This window comes from Microcoleus sp. D2_18a_B4 (assembly GCF_036702475.1).
GTDB lineage: Bacteria > Cyanobacteriota > Cyanobacteriia > Cyanobacteriales > Microcoleaceae > Microcoleus.
Genome location: NZ_JAUBTL010000001.1, coordinates 205,159 through 221,965, shown reverse-complemented (window position 1 = coordinate 221,965; position 16,807 = coordinate 205,159). Strand labels below are relative to the sequence as shown.

13 protein-coding genes and 1 pseudogene are annotated in these 16,807 nt (G+C 45.4%); 6 read left to right on the top strand and 8 right to left on the bottom strand.

Annotated features, from left to right (window positions below; all coding sequences use genetic code 11):
• Positions 1-41: 41 nt before the first annotated feature.
• Both QUB04_RS00990 and QUB04_RS00985 read left to right on the top strand, forming a co-directional pair.
• Positions 42-392 carry a YbaB/EbfC family nucleoid-associated protein gene (locus QUB04_RS00990; protein WP_333144612.1) on the top strand — a complete coding sequence of 117 codons (351 nt, stop codon included), beginning with the start codon at positions 42-44 and terminating at the stop codon, positions 390-392.
• Positions 393-606: 214 nt separating this feature from the next.
• A complete protein-coding gene (locus QUB04_RS00985) occupies positions 607-1,095 on the top strand; it encodes a low molecular weight protein-tyrosine-phosphatase (RefSeq protein ID WP_333280061.1) in 489 nt (162 codons plus the stop codon).
• 10 nt (positions 1,096-1,105) lie between these two features.
• Here QUB04_RS00985 and QUB04_RS00980 read toward each other — a convergent pair whose 3' ends face one another.
• Both QUB04_RS00980 and QUB04_RS00975 read right to left on the bottom strand, forming a co-directional pair.
• Complete coding sequence (locus QUB04_RS00980; protein WP_333280059.1) at positions 1,106-1,846, bottom strand: response regulator transcription factor; 741 nt, start codon at positions 1,844-1,846, stop codon at positions 1,106-1,108.
• A gap of 72 nt (positions 1,847-1,918) precedes the next feature.
• Entirely contained in the window at positions 1,919-3,511 is a 1,593-nt protein-coding gene (locus tag QUB04_RS00975; protein ID WP_333280057.1) for a glucose-6-phosphate isomerase, read from the bottom strand.
• Between the two features lie 462 nt (positions 3,512-3,973).
• Here QUB04_RS00975 and dusB point away from each other — a divergent pair, with 462 nt between their 5' ends.
• Positions 3,974-4,987, top strand: coding sequence for a tRNA dihydrouridine synthase DusB (gene dusB, locus QUB04_RS00970; RefSeq protein ID WP_333280055.1), 1,014 nt, complete (start codon positions 3,974-3,976; stop codon positions 4,985-4,987).
• A gap of 196 nt (positions 4,988-5,183) precedes the next feature.
• A complete protein-coding gene (gene argF, locus QUB04_RS00965; RefSeq protein WP_333280053.1) occupies positions 5,184-6,104 on the top strand; it encodes an ornithine carbamoyltransferase in 921 nt (306 codons plus the stop codon).
• A 153-nt stretch (positions 6,105-6,257) separates the two neighbouring features.
• On the opposite strand, the gene QUB04_RS00960 is transcribed toward argF, so the two are convergent.
• From QUB04_RS00960 to QUB04_RS00940, 5 genes and pseudogenes are all read right to left on the bottom strand, one after another.
• The gene (locus QUB04_RS00960) at positions 6,258-6,842 is read right to left on the bottom strand and encodes a Uma2 family endonuclease (RefSeq protein ID WP_333280051.1); all 585 of its coding nucleotides are present in this window, start codon (positions 6,840-6,842) and stop codon (positions 6,258-6,260) included.
• A 154-nt stretch (positions 6,843-6,996) separates the two neighbouring features.
• Positions 6,997-8,613 (bottom strand): family 10 glycosylhydrolase, encoded by a 1,617-nt coding sequence (locus QUB04_RS00955; protein ID WP_333280049.1) that lies wholly within the window; start codon positions 8,611-8,613, stop codon positions 6,997-6,999.
• Between the two features lie 107 nt (positions 8,614-8,720).
• A pseudogene (locus QUB04_RS00950) lies at positions 8,721-8,846 on the bottom strand (alpha-E domain-containing protein); the annotation flags it as partial.
• A 4-nt stretch (positions 8,847-8,850) separates the two neighbouring features.
• Positions 8,851-9,633 (bottom strand): hypothetical protein, encoded by a 783-nt coding sequence (locus tag QUB04_RS00945; RefSeq protein WP_333280047.1) that lies wholly within the window; start codon positions 9,631-9,633, stop codon positions 8,851-8,853.
• The gene (locus tag QUB04_RS00940; protein ID WP_333280045.1) at positions 9,626-10,993 is read right to left on the bottom strand and encodes an AAA family ATPase; all 1,368 of its coding nucleotides are present in this window, start codon (positions 10,991-10,993) and stop codon (positions 9,626-9,628) included. Before QUB04_RS00940 ends, QUB04_RS00945 begins: the two co-directional genes overlap by 8 nt.
• Before the next feature lie 183 nt (positions 10,994-11,176).
• Between QUB04_RS00940 and QUB04_RS00935 the strand changes: the two genes are divergently transcribed.
• Both QUB04_RS00935 and QUB04_RS00930 read left to right on the top strand, forming a co-directional pair.
• Positions 11,177-13,258 carry an Eco57I restriction-modification methylase domain-containing protein gene (locus QUB04_RS00935; protein ID WP_333280043.1) on the top strand — a complete coding sequence of 694 codons (2,082 nt, stop codon included), beginning with the start codon at positions 11,177-11,179 and terminating at the stop codon, positions 13,256-13,258.
• A gap of 263 nt (positions 13,259-13,521) precedes the next feature.
• On the top strand, positions 13,522-14,886 hold the full coding sequence (locus QUB04_RS00930) for an MFS transporter (RefSeq protein WP_333280041.1): 1,365 nt from the start codon (positions 13,522-13,524) through the stop codon (positions 14,884-14,886).
• A gap of 357 nt (positions 14,887-15,243) precedes the next feature.
• Here QUB04_RS00930 and QUB04_RS00925 read toward each other — a convergent pair whose 3' ends face one another.
• Positions 15,244-16,602, bottom strand: coding sequence for a lipase family protein (locus QUB04_RS00925; protein WP_333280039.1), 1,359 nt, complete (start codon positions 16,600-16,602; stop codon positions 15,244-15,246).
• Positions 16,603-16,807: the final 205 nt, after the last annotated feature.

The following is a 16,807-nucleotide window of genomic DNA, read 5'->3' as shown; positions in this document are numbered from 1 at the left end:
GCCGTCCTGTAAGGACGGGGTTTCAGACCCGAGGAATTTTGATGACAAAATCAGGACAGGGATTTGGCTTCGGCCTGGGCAAAATGAAAGAACTGACTGAAGCTTTCAAAAAAGCTCAGCAGGTTCAAGAAGGAGCTAAAAAGCTCCAAGAAGAGTTGGATGTCATGGAAATTGAGGGAACAGCAGGCGGCGGCTTGGTCAAGGTTTTTCTCAGCGGCAACCAAGAACCCCGCCGCGTGGAAATCTCGCCGGATGCCCTCGGTGAAGGTGCTGATGTGGTTTCTGAACTCGTCACGGTGGCGATGCAGGAGGCTTACGCTAAGTCTACGATGACGATGCGGGAGAAAATGGAAGAACTCACCGGTGGACTAAATCTCCCCGGTTTCGGTTAGTCATTAGTCATCAGTCAATTGTTGACTGTTGACTGTTGACTGTTGACTGATTAAACTTTCTGGAAAACCGCTATAGTAAGGTGCGTCGCTGCTCCATGTTCGATGGAACTTGCACATTGACTCTGAAAGCGACGCACCCTACAAATTAGCACTGTTGACTGTTGACTGACTAATAACTAATAACTAATAACTAATAACTAATAACTACTAACTAATGACTAAATTATTGTTTGTCTGCCTCGGCAACATCTGCCGATCGCCCTCAGCAGAAAATATTATGAATCACTTAATTGAACAAGCTGGTTTGAGCGATCGCATCACCTGCGATTCGGCTGGAACTGCTAGCTATCACATTGGCAGCCCCCCTGACAGGCGGATGGCATTGGCGGCGAAGAAGCGAGACATTGAATTGCTAGGCGAAGCCCGCCAATTTACCAGGAAAGATTTTGAAAATTTTGATTTGATTCTGGCTATGGATCGGGAGAATTATCGCAATATTATTGCCCTGGACCCGGCTGGAAAGTATAAAGATAAAGTGCGGCTGATGTGCGATTTTTGCCAGAAATACGACCTTAAAGAAGTGCCCGATCCTTACTACGGCGGCCCGGAGGGATTTGATCGAGTAATTGATTTGCTGCTGGACGCTCAAGCGGGTTTGTTGGAGTATGTTATAAATCAGGAAAAATTAACAATTACCAATTAACAATTACCAATTACCAATTACCGACTAAATGGTGTTCCATCGCAAAGCGAACGAGTTCTGCACGGTTGTTGCTGTCGGTTTTTCTGAACAAGCTGCTGACGTGCTTTTCGACAGTTCGAGGACTCAGGTGGAGTCGATCGCCTATTTGAATATTAGAAAGACCTTCTGTTAGCAACTCTAGCACTTCTCGCTCTCGCTGAGTCAAACTCGGAGCATTTTGGCTGGGAGAGGGGCGTGAAGCGGAGCTATCCCGTAGGGAATCGCCTGTGTTTGACTTGTGAGTGAAAAAATCCGCTTCTGGCTGGCTGTTGGCTCTGCTGCGTGCCTCTGTTGGCGTCGGTTCAGGTTTTGGGGAATGAGACGGTGCCTGAGCGATTAGAGCGTAGCGATCGAGCAAAGAGCGAATTACCGCCCCCAACTCTGGGAGTTCAAAAGGCTTAGCCAGATAATTGTCGCACCCCATCTGATAGCCGCGAATCCGTTCCTGCGTGCTCGTGCGTTCCGTCAAAAAAATCACCGGCAGCAAGCGAAAAGCGGGACGAGTCCGAACTCGGCGCACGAATTCGTAGCCATCCATCTCGGGCATTGTAATGTCCGTAACAATCAAGTGGGGCTGAAATTCCTCTACCAAGCCTAAAGCTTCTTTGCCGTTCTCAGCAGGGATTACAGAGTATCCGGTAATTTCCAGATAATCGGTAATCGACAAGCGAGTCGCGAAATCGTCGTCAGCAACCAGAATGGTCAAGGGCATGAGGGGAATTTAAAAATTAAACCTTAAAAATTAAAAGTGACTAATTTCACTTTTAATTTTTAATTCTACTGTTTAATTCTGTTTATAACTTGCTGTTAAAGTAGCAGGCTGCCCTAATGTTCCCTCGAAAGCTACGCCGCGCCCGTTGGCTGCCAAATGCCGCAGAGTTTTGTAAATTGTCTCAATTTGCTCTGGCTTTCCTGCTTTTTTGGCTATTTCTGAGACAGACAGAGGTTTTTGGGCGTCTTTTAGCACTTGCAGTACCCGTTGCTGCAAGTCCAATACAGCAGCGGCCGCTTTTTTGCCGGCTTCGACGCCCGGTTGGTGATAAGCATTGACATTCACCAAGGAACCGTAAAAACCTACGGCTCTTTCGTAGAGGGCGATTAATGCTCCTACTGTCCTAGGGTTGACTTGGGGAATGGTGACAGTAATGGAATCTCGGTGATTTTCGTACAAGGCTTGTCGAGTTCCCTGCAACAAACCAGACAAATAATCTCCGGAAGTGACGCCGGTTTCTACTTCAGGGGAAATGCCTTGCCTGTCTTCCAACACTTCGATAAATGTTAGGAAGAAATTCGGCACCCCGTCTCGCAGTTGCTGGACGTAGGCGTGTTGGTCGGTGCTGCCTTTGTTGCCGTAAACTGCGATTCCTTGATGAACTGTGTTGCCGTCTAAATCTTCCTGTTTGCCGATCGATTCCATGACTAATTGCTGCAAGTAGCGGCTGAACAATAGCAGTGAATCTTTATACGGCAAAACTACCATATCTTTTTCGCCACGTCCGTTGCAAGCAAAATACCAGGACATTGCTAACAAGGCGGCGGGATTATGTTTGATTTCGGTGGTTCTGGTAGCTTCGTCCATGACTTTAGCACCGTCGAGCATCGCCCGAATGTCGATGCCTTGCAAAGCTGCGGGCAAAAGTCCTACTGCTGACAGTTCCGAAGTGCGCCCTCCCACCCAGTCGGCCATTGGGAAGCTGCCAATCCAGCCTTCGGATTTGGCTAATTTGTCTAGTTGGCTGTCAACTCCGGTGATGGCAATTGCTTGTTTGGCAAAATCCAGTTTTTCGGCGGCGAAGGCTTTTTGAACTTCGATCATCCCGTTGCGGGGTTCGGGGGTGCCGCCGGATTTGGAGATAGTAATTACTAGGGTGCTGGCGAGTTTGTCTTTGATTTTGTTGAGGACTCGATCGATCCCAGCGGGATCTGTGTTGTCGATAAAATGTATTGCTAGGGGCGGAATGTCTGGGGATAAAGCTTCAGCGACAAATTGGGGGCCCAGGGCCGAACCACCGATGCCGATCGAAATTATGTCGGTAAATTGCGGAGCAAAGGGCGGTTTAATATCGCGGTTTTGAACTTTCTTGACAAATGTTTCGACTTGTGCTATGCCTTCGACTATTTCTTGTTTTAATTCTGGAGTGGGAGCTAAATCGGGGTTTCGCAACCAGTAGTGGCCCACCATGCGGTTTTCGTCGGGATTGGCGATCGCACCTGCTTCCAAAGCTGCCATGTCTTTGAAAGCTTTGTCAAATTTGGGCTTCAGTGCTGCTGCGAAAGCATCGTCGAATCCCATGCGGCTGATATCGAGGTAAAGTCCCAATCCCTCGTGATAGTAAAGCCAGTCTTGATAGCGTTGCCAGAGTGCTGCGGCGTCCATAGGAATTCTCTACAATTTTTTTAATGTTCGATCGGCGTCGTCAGGAATCCACCAATTGTAGTTTAAAACGATCTGATGTACGGCTTTTGCAGAATCCTAATAAATTTAAGCATTAATCGTCTGAAGGCAGCCGGAGCCGAAGGCAGCCAAACCATTCGGCACAATTAAACAAGAAAAATATGACTTGGGCAACACTCTTAGTAGGTAGATCCCTCATTAATGGTCACACCCCATAGATAGATGGAAGCGGCACAGAGATTTAACTGTGGTCGGCGTTGGCGTTTGAGTCCGGGTTTCACAATATTCAAATTCGGGCGATCGGGATGTGTAAAATAGGCATTGCGGTAGGTTAAATATACTTTTAGCTGTCAGTCAATAATCGGCTAAAAATATAGTTAACAACGGTCAACTATCTGAAGTGTAGTATAATATACAGATATTAGAATTAAAGTGCGATCGACTATGCTTACTCTATCTCCCGAATTAAAAGAAAGGTTAGCAACTCCACTCAAAATCGGCGATTTTGAAGTTAAAAGCCGCGTCCTGCAATCGCCCTTATCCGGCGTTACCGATTTGGTATTTCGCCGCCTGGTGCGCCGCTACGCGCCGGATTCGATGATGTACACGGAAATGGTGAACGCTACGGGTTTGCACTACGTGAAGCAACTGCCGAGAATTATGGAAGTTGACCCAAACGAGCGCCCGATTAGCATTCAATTGTTTGACTGCCGGCCGGATTTCTTGGCAGAAGCGGCGCAGAAAGCAGTGGCAGAAGGAGCGGATACTGTTGATATTAATATGGGGTGTCCGGTTAACAAAATTACTAAAAACGGCGGCGGTTCTTCCCTGCTGCGAGACCCGGAAACGGCCGAGGCAATTGTGCGGGCTGTTGTGGAAGCAGTAGATGTTCCTGTCACGGTTAAAACTAGGATCGGTTGGACTGACAAAGAAATAAATATTTTGGAATTTGCGAAGCGGATGGAAGATGCGGGAGCAAAAATGATTACCGTGCACGGCCGCACTCGATCGCAAGGTTACACAGGCCCGGCAAAATGGGAGTGGATTCGTCGAGTTAAAGAAGTTTTATCGATTCCAGTTATTGCCAACGGGGATATTTTTTCAGTGGAAGCAGCGATGCGATGTCTGGAAGAAACCGGCGCCGATGGAGTGATGTGTTCGCGGGGAACTTTGGGCTATCCTTTTTTGGTGGGAGAAGTTGATTATTTCTTGAAAACTGGTGTGGAAAAGATAGCTCCGACACCAATTGAACGCCTCGAATGTGCTAAGGAACATTTGCGGGCTTTGTGGGAATATAAAGGTGAAAGCGGTGTCTGCCAAGCGCGCAAGCACTTAACCTGGTATGCTAAGGGTTTCCCTGGCGCTGGGGAATTGCGGGGCGTGTTGGCTGTGGTAGAAACGGTGGAACAAGGTTGCGATTCGATCGATCGGGCGATCGAGCAATTGCCCGCAAGTTGAAATAAACTTAGATATTGCACCATTGTTAATAAGCCTTTCACGGGCGGGCTCTCCTGCCCACCCCACAATAAAATCTAATCTTTGTGGAACAGGCATCTTGCCTGTTCTTGAGAATGGTGCAAGCTAAAATAAACAAAACCCGCCTCTGCGGGCTAAGATTTAAGACAAAGTTAAAAATTTGTGTGTGGGGGAAAGCATGGATTCCTTAAAAGGGCGAGATTTATTAAGTCTGGCAGATTTAAGCATTGACGAATTAAATTATTTGCTGGATCTAGCAGCCAGTTTAAAATCGGGAATGGTCAAGCTGAAACGCAATAAAGTTCTCGGCTTGTTATTTTCCAAAGCTTCAACGCGAACGCGGGTAAGTTTTACGGTAGCAATGTATAAATTGGGAGGGCAAGTGATTGACCTCAATCCCAACGTTACACAAGTCAGCCGCGGGGAACCTTTAGTAGATACAGCCAGGGTTTTAGACAGATATTTAGACATTTTGGCGATTCGGACTTTCGACCAAAAGGACTTAGCAACTTTTGCCAATTATGCAAAAATTCCTGTGATTAATGCGCTGACAGATGACGAACACCCATGTCAAGTGCTGGCGGATTTAATGACAGTAAAAGAGTGTTTTGGCAAGCTAGAAGGATTGACCCTGACTTATTTGGGCGATGGCAATAATATGGCTAATTCGCTGATGTTGGGCTGTGCAATGACGGGAATGAATGTAAGAATTGCTTGCCCTCAAGATTTCGGACCGAATGCTGAGATAGTGGAAAAAGCTAAGAATATTGCTAATGGAAAAACAGAAGTTACTGTGACGGCGGACGCAGAAGCTGCTGTGAAGAATGCTCAAGTGATTTATACTGATGTTTGGGCGAGTATGGGACAGGAAGAGGAAGCAAAAATCAGGATTCCTTTGTTTGAACCCTATCAGGTAAACGAACAATTGCTGAAGTTAGCAGATAAGAATGCAATTGTATTGCACTGTTTGCCCGCACACCGCGATGAAGAGATTACCGATGCAGTGATAGAAGGCAGTCAATCGCGCGTTTGGGATCAGGCAGAAAATCGGATGCACGCTCAGCAAGCTTTGCTGGCAAGCATTCTAGAAAGCGATTAGGAATAGAGAAGGGAAGAGAAGAATCGCCAGACTAAAGAATAAGAGAAAAGCCATTCTCTCTATCTCTTCTATTCTCTTTCTCTGCGCCCTCTGCGCCCTCTGCGGTTAAAAAAAAACATAATTCACAAATCAAGACAATTGATACAACTGTTTTCAATTTGATACCAGAGGGGGCAACATTGCCTGAATTGCGATATTGAAAGCGGGAAATTCGAGCGGTGAAACGATCGCGCTTTCTCCCAGAATAACCTCGCTTTGATACCCATCTTCCGCAGGTTCTAGAAAAACGTGCAGTTGTCTTTCGCCCACATTTAGCACCCAATAATCGGCAATTCCCGATCGCGCGTAAATTTGGGCTTTAATTTCGCGATCGAAAGTTAAGCTGCTGTCTGCCACTTCGATAATGAGATATACCTCTGAGGGAGTCGGATGGTGAGTCGCATAGTCAAAAGGATCGATTCTGACTACGGCGATATCCGGTTCGGGTTCGGAATTGTCATCAAGGGCGATCGGGCTTTTATTATAAACAGTGGCTTGATTTCCGAGAAGATTGTGCAGCCGGCTAGCAGTGCGTCTAGTGGCGGCAGCGTGAAGAGTTCCTTTTGCACGTATTTTTATAATATTTCCTTCAATTAATTCGAGTCGTTCTTCGGGGTTAAAAATTCCGATTTCTGCCAGCTTGTGATACTCTTTAACTGTCCATTTACGGAGCGTGAAAGCAGCTTCTGTTGTTAGCATATCTCGATTGATAAATTTATAACTGATTTAACTGGTTCCCAGGCTCTGCCTGGAAACCGATATCTAGAGGCTCTGCCTCGCAAGCTTTTAGGGAAATTGGAGGCAAGCCTCCGGATCTGCGTTACCAGGCAGAGCCTGGTAACGAGTAGACCAGTTAAGATGCTCCGAGATGGATTTTTGTTACTTCACCGGCGACAACATTAACTGTTTGTTGAATTTGACTTCCGTCAACTTTCAACTGATAAGTTCCCGGAGAAAGCTCGATCGCCCCAAACCATCCTTTACCATCGGCGCGCAGTTGACGCACCTTGCCAACAGCATCGATCGACTGCAATGTCAAGCTGGCACCGTCGCAAGTTCTATCGCACTGCTGCAAATTTCCGGCGATCGCACCTGTAGTCGGCCGCGACTTCCAAGGCATATCGGGAACGGCTGCTGCTGTCGGCCACACAGGCTGAGTTTCATAGGTTTTGCCCGTCGCAGCATCAACGTATTGACTCGGCTGCGAAAGCGCGGTGTAAAACAAATCGTTGCTTTGGGGAACGTATTTCCAAGGCTGGCGGGGCAAATCACCGCTACCGCCCGATCGCAGTTCCACATTCGTGTACACGTTGCTGCTAGCGTAGGAATACAGCACCGTACCTGCGACGTGATTTCCTTTCGCAGAAGGCTGTTCGGCGCGGCGAACCTGCGCGAGGGTGTCTTCGATGTAGTTGAGGTAATTGCCGGGGCCGATCGCAATTTGGCGGTTGTACTGGTGGTCTTTGGCGTACTCGATCCAGTTGTCGTAAGCGAGTTTTTGCTGCCGTTTGTACTCGCGCTGGTAAGTCATCGGCATCGCCATGTCTACGATCCCTTCTTCCAGCCAAGCGCGCCAATCTTGCAATACTTCTTTGTAAGGCTGCGTTTGATACCACCCTGCATCGTTTGCGGGGCCGTCTCCCCAGGCGATCGTGGCGGCGGTAATTTTAACACGCGGTTTAATCGCAAGGCTTTCTACATAAAGCTTCCGCACTAAATTTGTCACCTGTTCGCGCCGCCACTGCATCCAGGCGGGATCGGTGGGTGCGGGTTTGCCCGATCGACCTGTTTGCTGATTGAAACGGGCGATCGCAGTCGGATTGTAGCCCCAAGTCGGCCCGCCGTAGCGCACGTAATCCAACTGTACGCCGTCCACATCGTAGCGCTTCAGCAAATCCAAATAGACGGAAACAGTATAATCTAGGGCGTCTGGATGGCCGGGATCGAGATAGCCTTGGGCTTCCCCACCGTAAGTCAGCATCGCCCAATTGTCGTTTCCTGGGGCAGAAGGCCCGTGTTGTTGCCAAACGTGACCGGCGGGAAGTTTGGTGCCCGAAACCACCGGCAGCGTCACCATCCAAGCGTGTACTTCAATGCCTGCGGCGTGGGCTTTGTCAATCAAATCTTGCAGGGGATCGAAACCCGCCGGAACGTTGGGATCGAGGGTGCGGGGTTCGATCGCACTTGTGTAAAAGGCATCGCCACGGCGGCGGACTTGGGCGACGATCGCGTTGGCATTGGCCCGCTGCGCGTCTGCGATCAATTTTGTGACTTCTTGAGGCGTTTTGAAGCCTGGATTAAATGCGTCCACCCAGAAGGCGCGAAATTCGGCGGTTTGGGTTTGCGGGGGCATAGTTGCGTTAGCGCGGTTTGGGAACCAGTTTGATAACCAACCAGGAGTCAGCAGAAAACTAATTGTTAAGCCAATCAGGAACAAGCTTGACAAAAAGAATGTTTTGGGTTTAGGCATCAGAAATGTGTGAGAGAGCGTTTAACAGTCCTTTACGGACTTTTGGTTTGAGCGTCCGCTTGACATTTTCGCACAATGGTAAATTAAGTGGGCCGATCGGTAAATAGTTGAGTAATACCGCTGGGAGAGTCGAGAATGAGATTAAAATTGACCTCGCCAAAATGGGCGATATTTTCCGATCTTTCAATATAGCGGTTGAGCCAGTAAATTGAATCCGCTACACCACTTAACATAGTTTTACAGGCTAAATAGGGTTTTAATGATTTTCATTTTGGCTGTATCAATGCCGCATTCAAGTTTGGAAATTGGACTGAGGGTTTTCCACTTGCCTTTATTCGCGGTGAAGATAGCATCGGCTGTTTTTTCAGGATCGATAGTTTCAAAGCCTCCTATTTTATTAGTTAATAAATAGTTGAGACGGTCAAAAATTTCATCTCTAGATGCACGTTTCACGCTGACTGCTTGAGGAGGAGGAGGCGGCGGCGGTGGCGGTGATATAGAAAATACTTTAGCAATAAAATCTAATCTGGCCTTAGTCAAACCACATTGTAACTTAGTCAGGGGGGTGAAATCTGACCATTGCTCGCGGTTAGAATCTACAATTTTATTGGCCGTTTCAACGGGTTTTACATTCTTCCAATTATGCTCTTTAACTAAGTATTTAAGTCCAGCTATAATAGTATCTTTTGATGCTGTACTCAGATTGACTTGGGGATTTGCTTCTCGCGCTAGAATCTTCGCTTGTTCAATATTTGATGGTGTTGGGTCAATGACAATACACCATACTAAATCTAATTTGGCTTGTTGAGCTACAGCATAGACAAAGCGATTGCTCACAACTTGATATTGATAGTCGCCTGTTTCTTTAACGATAATCGGAATCCAATTGCGATTACCTGCTTGCAAGACGGCTTCGGCGGCTCCGGCAATGATAAACTCTGACTCAGAGCAGGGTTCTGCTGACTCAATTTTAGATAACTTCAAGTGCATTAACTTACCGATGTTCTCAGAATTACTCATACAAAAAATACTCCTTCGCTAATTTTAAGTAATATTCAGCGGCTTTTTTGTGTTGAAAAACCGCTGGTTTTCGAGAAAAAGCTGCAGTAGAAACAACTTCATATTCTGGAACACTGAATATAGTTGTGTCAATCACCGTTTTTGTAGATTTAGGCCAATAAGAGGGTAACAAATTAGTATCTAGAATATAATTATCTCCTTTCTTAACTGTAAGAATTGCTTTAATTTCTGCATTTGCTCTTTTGAGTGAAGCCTCGGTTTCTTTATGTTTATTGAAAAATATCGGCAAGGCAATAGGGCCACCGTCCTTCCTAAGCTTCTTAACTTCAGGTAAGAATTCTTTAATAACTTTAGCAGCATTTTTTAACGATGAAAAGTTATTGTGTTCGGTTGGCATGAGGATTACATCAGAAGCTATTACACAGCTTTTACTAAAAAAAGTCCAGTTCGTAGGTGCATCAATTAAGATGTAATCATAATTACGAACAAAAATATCAAGTAAATCTCGCAGCTTTGCTGAACCTTTCTCAATTTTTGCTTCATAATTATAAGCCATGAACTTAGATAACCCTGAATCAGATGGGATTACATCAAACATCTTAACTAATTGACCAGCTTTATTCTTTAGATAAAATGGTTGAATAGTTTCTTTAACATTCAATGATTCATCAACCAGACAATCCGATAATTTGACTTTTACCTCCTGTAAGCCTAATGAATCTGTTAAATCTCCTTGTTGTGGATCGAAGTCAACAACAAGCACTTTTTTCTGCTGTAGTCGAAGAATCGCAGCCAAGTTGATTGTCGTTGTAGTTTTTCCCACGCCTCCCTTATCATTATAGATGCAAATTGTTAAAGCTTGGGGTGGATTTTCCAGCAATTTCTTAAGTCTAGTAATAATCTCAATGATATTATCTTTGGTTATCCTCATGCAGTCAGTAGCAGGCAATACGATTTTACCATGTTTACGGAATAGCTGGATATCTGTTGAGTTAGTAATTATACCCCATTGAGATGTTTGGCACTTAGGATCAAGAAGATAACGTGTTATCTGTTCTTTAGCTTTTTTGTACGTGGGAGTACCTTCTGCTAAGTTATTGATTGACTTTCCTGATACTCTCCCTTTAACTTCAATGATTAAGTATGGGTTAATCTTAGAAACTGAAAATTTATCCTCATCGTGATTCTTGCGAGCAGCAAAATCAGCCTGACCCTTCCCTGTTTTAAACTGTTGTACCCACTCATCAGATGTGAATCCAAGTGCATTTAGAAGGCGTTTGACAAATCGATCTTCGACTTCTGGCTCTTCTGCATTCTCTGAAATACTATCTAAAACTTCATTCCAGTTGATAGTTGTCATAACTTAGGCCTAGATACTTAAGTAAAATCATAACGCTTGGTTTGAGTTTGTGTCATCGTTAGCTACCTCCCGATCTAGCTATATGAACAGTCAACATACTTTTGGATAAGTTATATATTTTCTAGTGCGCTTGACATTTTTGCACATCGGTGCAATTTTAGGCGAAAATAAACTGAACTCGAAATGGCACTTTTTGAACAAATGATAGTACCGCACTTTCAAACCCTAGCCCTTCCGGGTAACAGCTACTCAACTGCAAGCAATTTACTCGATCGAGTAGATAGCTGGCGCCAAGAAGCAACCCGAAAGTTGCAGCAAAGCCAGAGAGGAGAAAAGGGACAATTTTTAACACCTTCCTCAGTCGCAAGTTTAATGGCGGGAATGTTTGAATTTAACTGTCCCGATATATCGCTTTTAGATGCCGGCGCAGGAATTGGTTCCCTGTTAGCAGCCGTTGTTTGCGAACTTTGCCAGCGCCCAAACAAACCGCGTAGTCTGCACGTTACAGCGTATGAAATTGACCTTATTTTGATTGAATACCTCAAGCAAACTTTAGAATTATGCAGTATAGAATGTCAGCGTTTTGAGATATCTTTTACCTGTGAGGTTCACGAAATAGATTTTATTCAAGACAGCGCCGATATGTTGCAGCCCAATCTATTTACACAGCCAGTAAAACGGGAATTTACCCATGCAATTATTAATCCTCCCTATGCCAAGATAGACGCTAAATCCCAAGCCCGAACCTTGCTGCGTTCTATAGGACTAGAAACCAGCAATCTCTACGCTGGCTTCACAGTTGCTGCCGCTCACCTGCTCAAACCAAACGGTGAATTAGTATCGATTACTCCCCGCAGCTTTTGCAACGGTTTATACTTTCGAGATTTCCGCAAAGTATTGCTTCAAATGATGGCTTTGCGCCAAGTACACATCTTTGAATCCCGACAGTTGCCATTTCGCGATGATGCGGTGCTGCAAGAAACTATTATTGTGCGCGCCACCAAACAAATAGAACAGCCAGATACTGTACTAATTACCTCAAGCAGCAGCGTGGGCGACGACCTGGTTTTGTCTCACCAACTGCCCTATACCGCCTTAATTAATCCCAAAGACTCCGAGCAATTTATTCGGATTCTACCGGATTCTGTCAGCCAGAAAGTAGCCGAGCAAATGGCTCAATTTACTTGCACCCTAGAGGAATTAGGCTTAACAGTTTCTACCGGAAAAGTTGTAGATTTTCGTGTTCGCTCTGACTTGCGGCTAAAACCTGAAAACGGTACAGTTCCGCTGATTTATCCCGCACACTTCTCGGCTAGCGGTGTTGAATATCCCACAGCAACGAGAAAGCATCAAGCTTTAGCTGTCACGGAAAAAACTGCTGCACTCCTCGTACCTAACGAACATTATGTTTTGAGCAAGCGCTTCTCGTCAAAGGAAGAGAAAAAGCGAATTGTTGCAGTTGTCTGGGATGCGAATAAAATTAATAGTTCTAGCGTTGGTTTTGAGAACCATTTGAATTACTTTCACCAACAGGGACGTGGATTAGACCTCACCCTCGCGCGGGGATTGGTAGTTTATCTAAATTCGAGTTTGGTAGATGCGTTTTTTCGACTGTTCAACGGACACACTCAAGTTAATGCTACGGATTTACGCAATTTGAAGTATCCTAATGTAGAGCAATTACTTTTACTTGGCGCTCAAATAGGAGAAATATTTCCTACACAGCGGGAGATTGATCAACTTGTCGAGAGACAACTGCTGAAGGGGACCAATCCGTTAGAAAATAGCCCGATGACAATCAAGAACCGTATTGATGAATCTCTAGAAATACTTGCAGCGCTGGGTTTTCCAAAAGGTCAGCTTAACGAACGTTCCGCCTTAACCCTTCTGGCTTTGCTTGACCTCAAGCCAAAGGATGCTTGGGAATCGGCAAAATCTCCACTTCGGGGAATAACACCAATTATGGAATTTATGGATCAGGAGTACGGGAAAAAATATGCACCAAATACGCGGGAAACTGTGCGCCGCCAAACGGTGCATCAGTTTCTAGATGCAGGTTTAATTGTTGTTAATCCTGACAGTCCCGAACGTCCGGTGAATAGTCCAAAAACTGCATATCAGATAGAAGAAAGTGCTTTGGAACTGCTGCGAACTTATGACACTTATGATTGGGACAAGAATGTTCGCGCTTACCTCGTTCATTTTAACGGAGAACATCTTTTGCAGGCTTATTCAAAAAATAAAAATTGTTTTGAGTATGAATGATGCTAAAATGCACTATTTATATGGCTGCCGCTGGCATCACAGTATAGCAATCCTAAATGATTTGCGTAATTATTGTAGGGGCAATCCCCCCGTGGTTGCCCCGATAGATAGGGGGTAGGCACGGGGAGTAGGGGTAGCACTACCCCTACAAATTTATCTGAATGATTTAAGATTGCTATACTGTGAGGCCAGGGGTTGAATTGACCGGAATTGTCGATCGCACTCAGTAAATCAAATAAGTAACTAGGTAAAATATCTATCCAATGGAAAAAAAGCATAACGCTGGATTGTGGGTATCAGTATTATACTTCGCTCAAGGTCTCCCTTACACCGTCGTTAATTTAATGTCGGTGATTTTTTTGAAAGGTATGGGAACCAGCAACGAATTGATCGGATTGACAAGTCTTTTGTCTTTTCCTTGGGTTTTAAAAGGTTTGTGGGGGCCAGTTGTTGATTTGTATTCCACCAAACGCAAATGGATTTTAACAACCGAAATCATTTGTGCTTTCCTGTTTGCTTTCCTAGCTTTTGGTGTATTAACGCCGGCACCGATTATTATATCGCTTGTTATCTTTACCGCGATCGCCTTTGTCTCAGCTACTCACGACATCGCCATTGACGGATTTTATTTAAACACTCTAAATAAAGACCAACAAGCACTATTTGTCGGGGTTCGCAACACGGCTTATAGAGGTGCTGTCATTGCCGGCAGCGGTTTATTGGTGTTCTTAGCGGGGAAACTGGCAGAACAGCATTTAGTCACTGGAAATACAGGTGACACCAAAATATATCAAAACATTCCGCTGTCACTTTTCGGTTCGGATTTTAGCGTGTCTGCGCTTAACTACGGGTGGGCGACAGCCTTTGGCATTTGTGCGATTATGTTTGTGCTGATATATCTTTTTCAGCGGTGGTATCTTCCCTATCCTCGCAATTACGATCTGGAATCCGACACTCCTCAACAAAGAACCAGCTTTATCGAAGCATTCAAAACTTATTTTCAGCAAGATAAAATAGGTTGGATTGTGGCTTACGTCTTGATTTTTCGCTTGGGCGATGCCTTGACGTTTAAAATGGCTCCTCCATTTTTAATGGATAAAGTTGAGAAAGGAGGATTAGCAGTTTCTACGTCGGATATGGGCTTATTATCCGGTACTTTAGGGGTAATGTTTTTGTTAATTGGAGGGTTGCTAGGCGGCTATTTGATTGCCAAACAAGGATTGAAAAAATGGATGTGGCCGACGGCAATTCTGCAAAATTCGACTAACGTGCTGTATTGGCTGTTGGCAATCAATCAACCGGGGATTGAATGGGCTTATGCTGTAAACTCGATCGAGCAATTTACTTATGGACTGGGCGTAGCTGCCTATACAGTGTTCTTGATGCGGACTGTCCGCCCTGAATACGAAGCATCTCACTATGCAATTACAACAGCTTTTATGGCCGCAGGAGTGCTGATTCCGGGCGTTTTTAGCGGCTACTTGCAGGCGAGTCTCGGCTATCAAAATTATTTTTTGATGAGCGCGCTGGCTGTGATTCCCGGTATGCTGACGATTTTCTTTCTGCCCCTAGAAGATGAGCCAAAATTAGCATCTATGCCCAGGCCTGGACTCGACGATTTCGATTAAGATCAAGTCCGATCGCTATAATTATCAGATCCGGGTGGGGCGGGTTTACCCGCGTTGCACAATTTGAGGATGATTCTTGTGGAGAGTAGGGGTTAGCCGTCCCGCCTGCTGTGAAAATACACTGGATGGGCGGGACGCCCATCCCACAAAGCAATCAAAATCATCCCGCAATTATGCAACGCCGGTTTACCAATGTCTGCACTAATTTTTCGAGATTTCGGTGAATCCGCCCCTGCTGGAATATTAATGTTTTTAATCATCGAACGAGTATAAATTCTGTGCGCTTGCGTTCATAAGACAAAATAAGGACACAACAATGTTGTGTCCCTACCGAATATCTGTATTGCCAGCCGCCAACTAAATCGCAATAAAATCGCTAGCTGTTAGCGGACTACTGGGAATGCCAGGAATACTGGCAAGAACTTCGCCGTTACTGGCAATTTCAATCGTCGTTATAAAATCGCCTGGAGTAACTCTCAATTGGTTGAAGCTCAAACCTCGGCTCAAACCGATTAAATCTTCACCCTTTTGAAAGTCTACAAATGTATCTGTACCGGCACCTGCTCCTAACACCAATACGTCGCGTCCCGCGCCACCAATTAAGAGATCAGCACCCGCTGCGCCAATGAGTGTATCGTCTCCTTCTCCACCGCTCAAATTGTCATCCCCTTTGCCACCGAATAGCTGGTCGTTGCCGACGCCACCGCTGATAATATCGTTGCCTTTGTTGCCGATGAGAGTGTCGTTTCCCCCACCGCCATTCATAATATCGTCCGCGGCTAAACCTGATGCTGTATTGTTGGCATCGTCGCCTACTAAACTATTAATTTGGGAGAGATCGAGAGCAGTTTTCATTGCCACAACGTTTGCTAAAAAGGAGCTTCCCGGAGCGGTTCTTAATTGTTCTAAACTGCTGCGCGATTCCAGCGATGCTCCCAAGGCTGGCAGTGCAAAGTCTAAGCCAGCTAACAGTTCTAAATAATCGGAATCTGTGAAAGTGAAATTAGGCCGACTCAACTGGTCTACAGAGATTTCGGCCTGAGTTAAGCCGGGAGGAGGAGCAGTTAACAAACCGCTTTGGGTGTGCTTGTCCAAGACAAGTAGTGGGTTGATAATCGGGTTAGTAAATGTTTGAAGAACTACTTTTCCGGGGAGAAAAGCTTCTCCTCCCAAACTCACAAAATCGCCGCTAACTATGTAGTGAGTTACATTTTTTCCGGCGCCGACTTTCTGCTTAAATGTATTGACGGTGCTCTGAGCAACTCCGGGAGAATTGAAGGTGACAACATCTCCGATCGCAGATGTGAATTCTGTTGCGGCTAACTGCGTTAAAGCACCGCCCAAGCTGTGTCCGAGAACGTCTGGGGGCAAGCGACGAGGGTTTTTTGCTGTGTCTTGACCGATTTGTGTCAGCCAATTTCCTAATGCCTGTTTGTTGGCTTCAAATTGGTTGAAACCGACGCCGCGCTTGTCTGCGTTGGCAAGATCGTCTGTGGGCGAGTCGGTGCCGCGAAATACCAAAACTGGCGGTTTGTCTGGGGTGGTGGAAATTAAGCCGATCGCGTGAAATCCAGTCGCGGGATCGTCAAAAGTGCGATCGATTTGGTAGCCCGCAGCGGTCAAACCTGTTTGAACTAAAGTTTGAGACTGCGGGTTGTTATCTATGTAAACAAGTTGCTTGGCTATAGTTTCGTAAGCGGCGGGAGAGGAGGGCATATTTTTTTATTTCCTGTCGTTAGATTGGGAATTAGTGTTTAAGCTACTTAATTAAGTTTACTGTAAACTCCGGTTATTAACCATATTAATTGGTCATATTTCGTTGCTTTTTAGGGGCAGATTTAGCAGAGTTTTTTTTGTGAATACAAAGAATTTTGCTACAAAACCCACCCCGATTTCGCGCCACCAAAACTACAAATTTTTC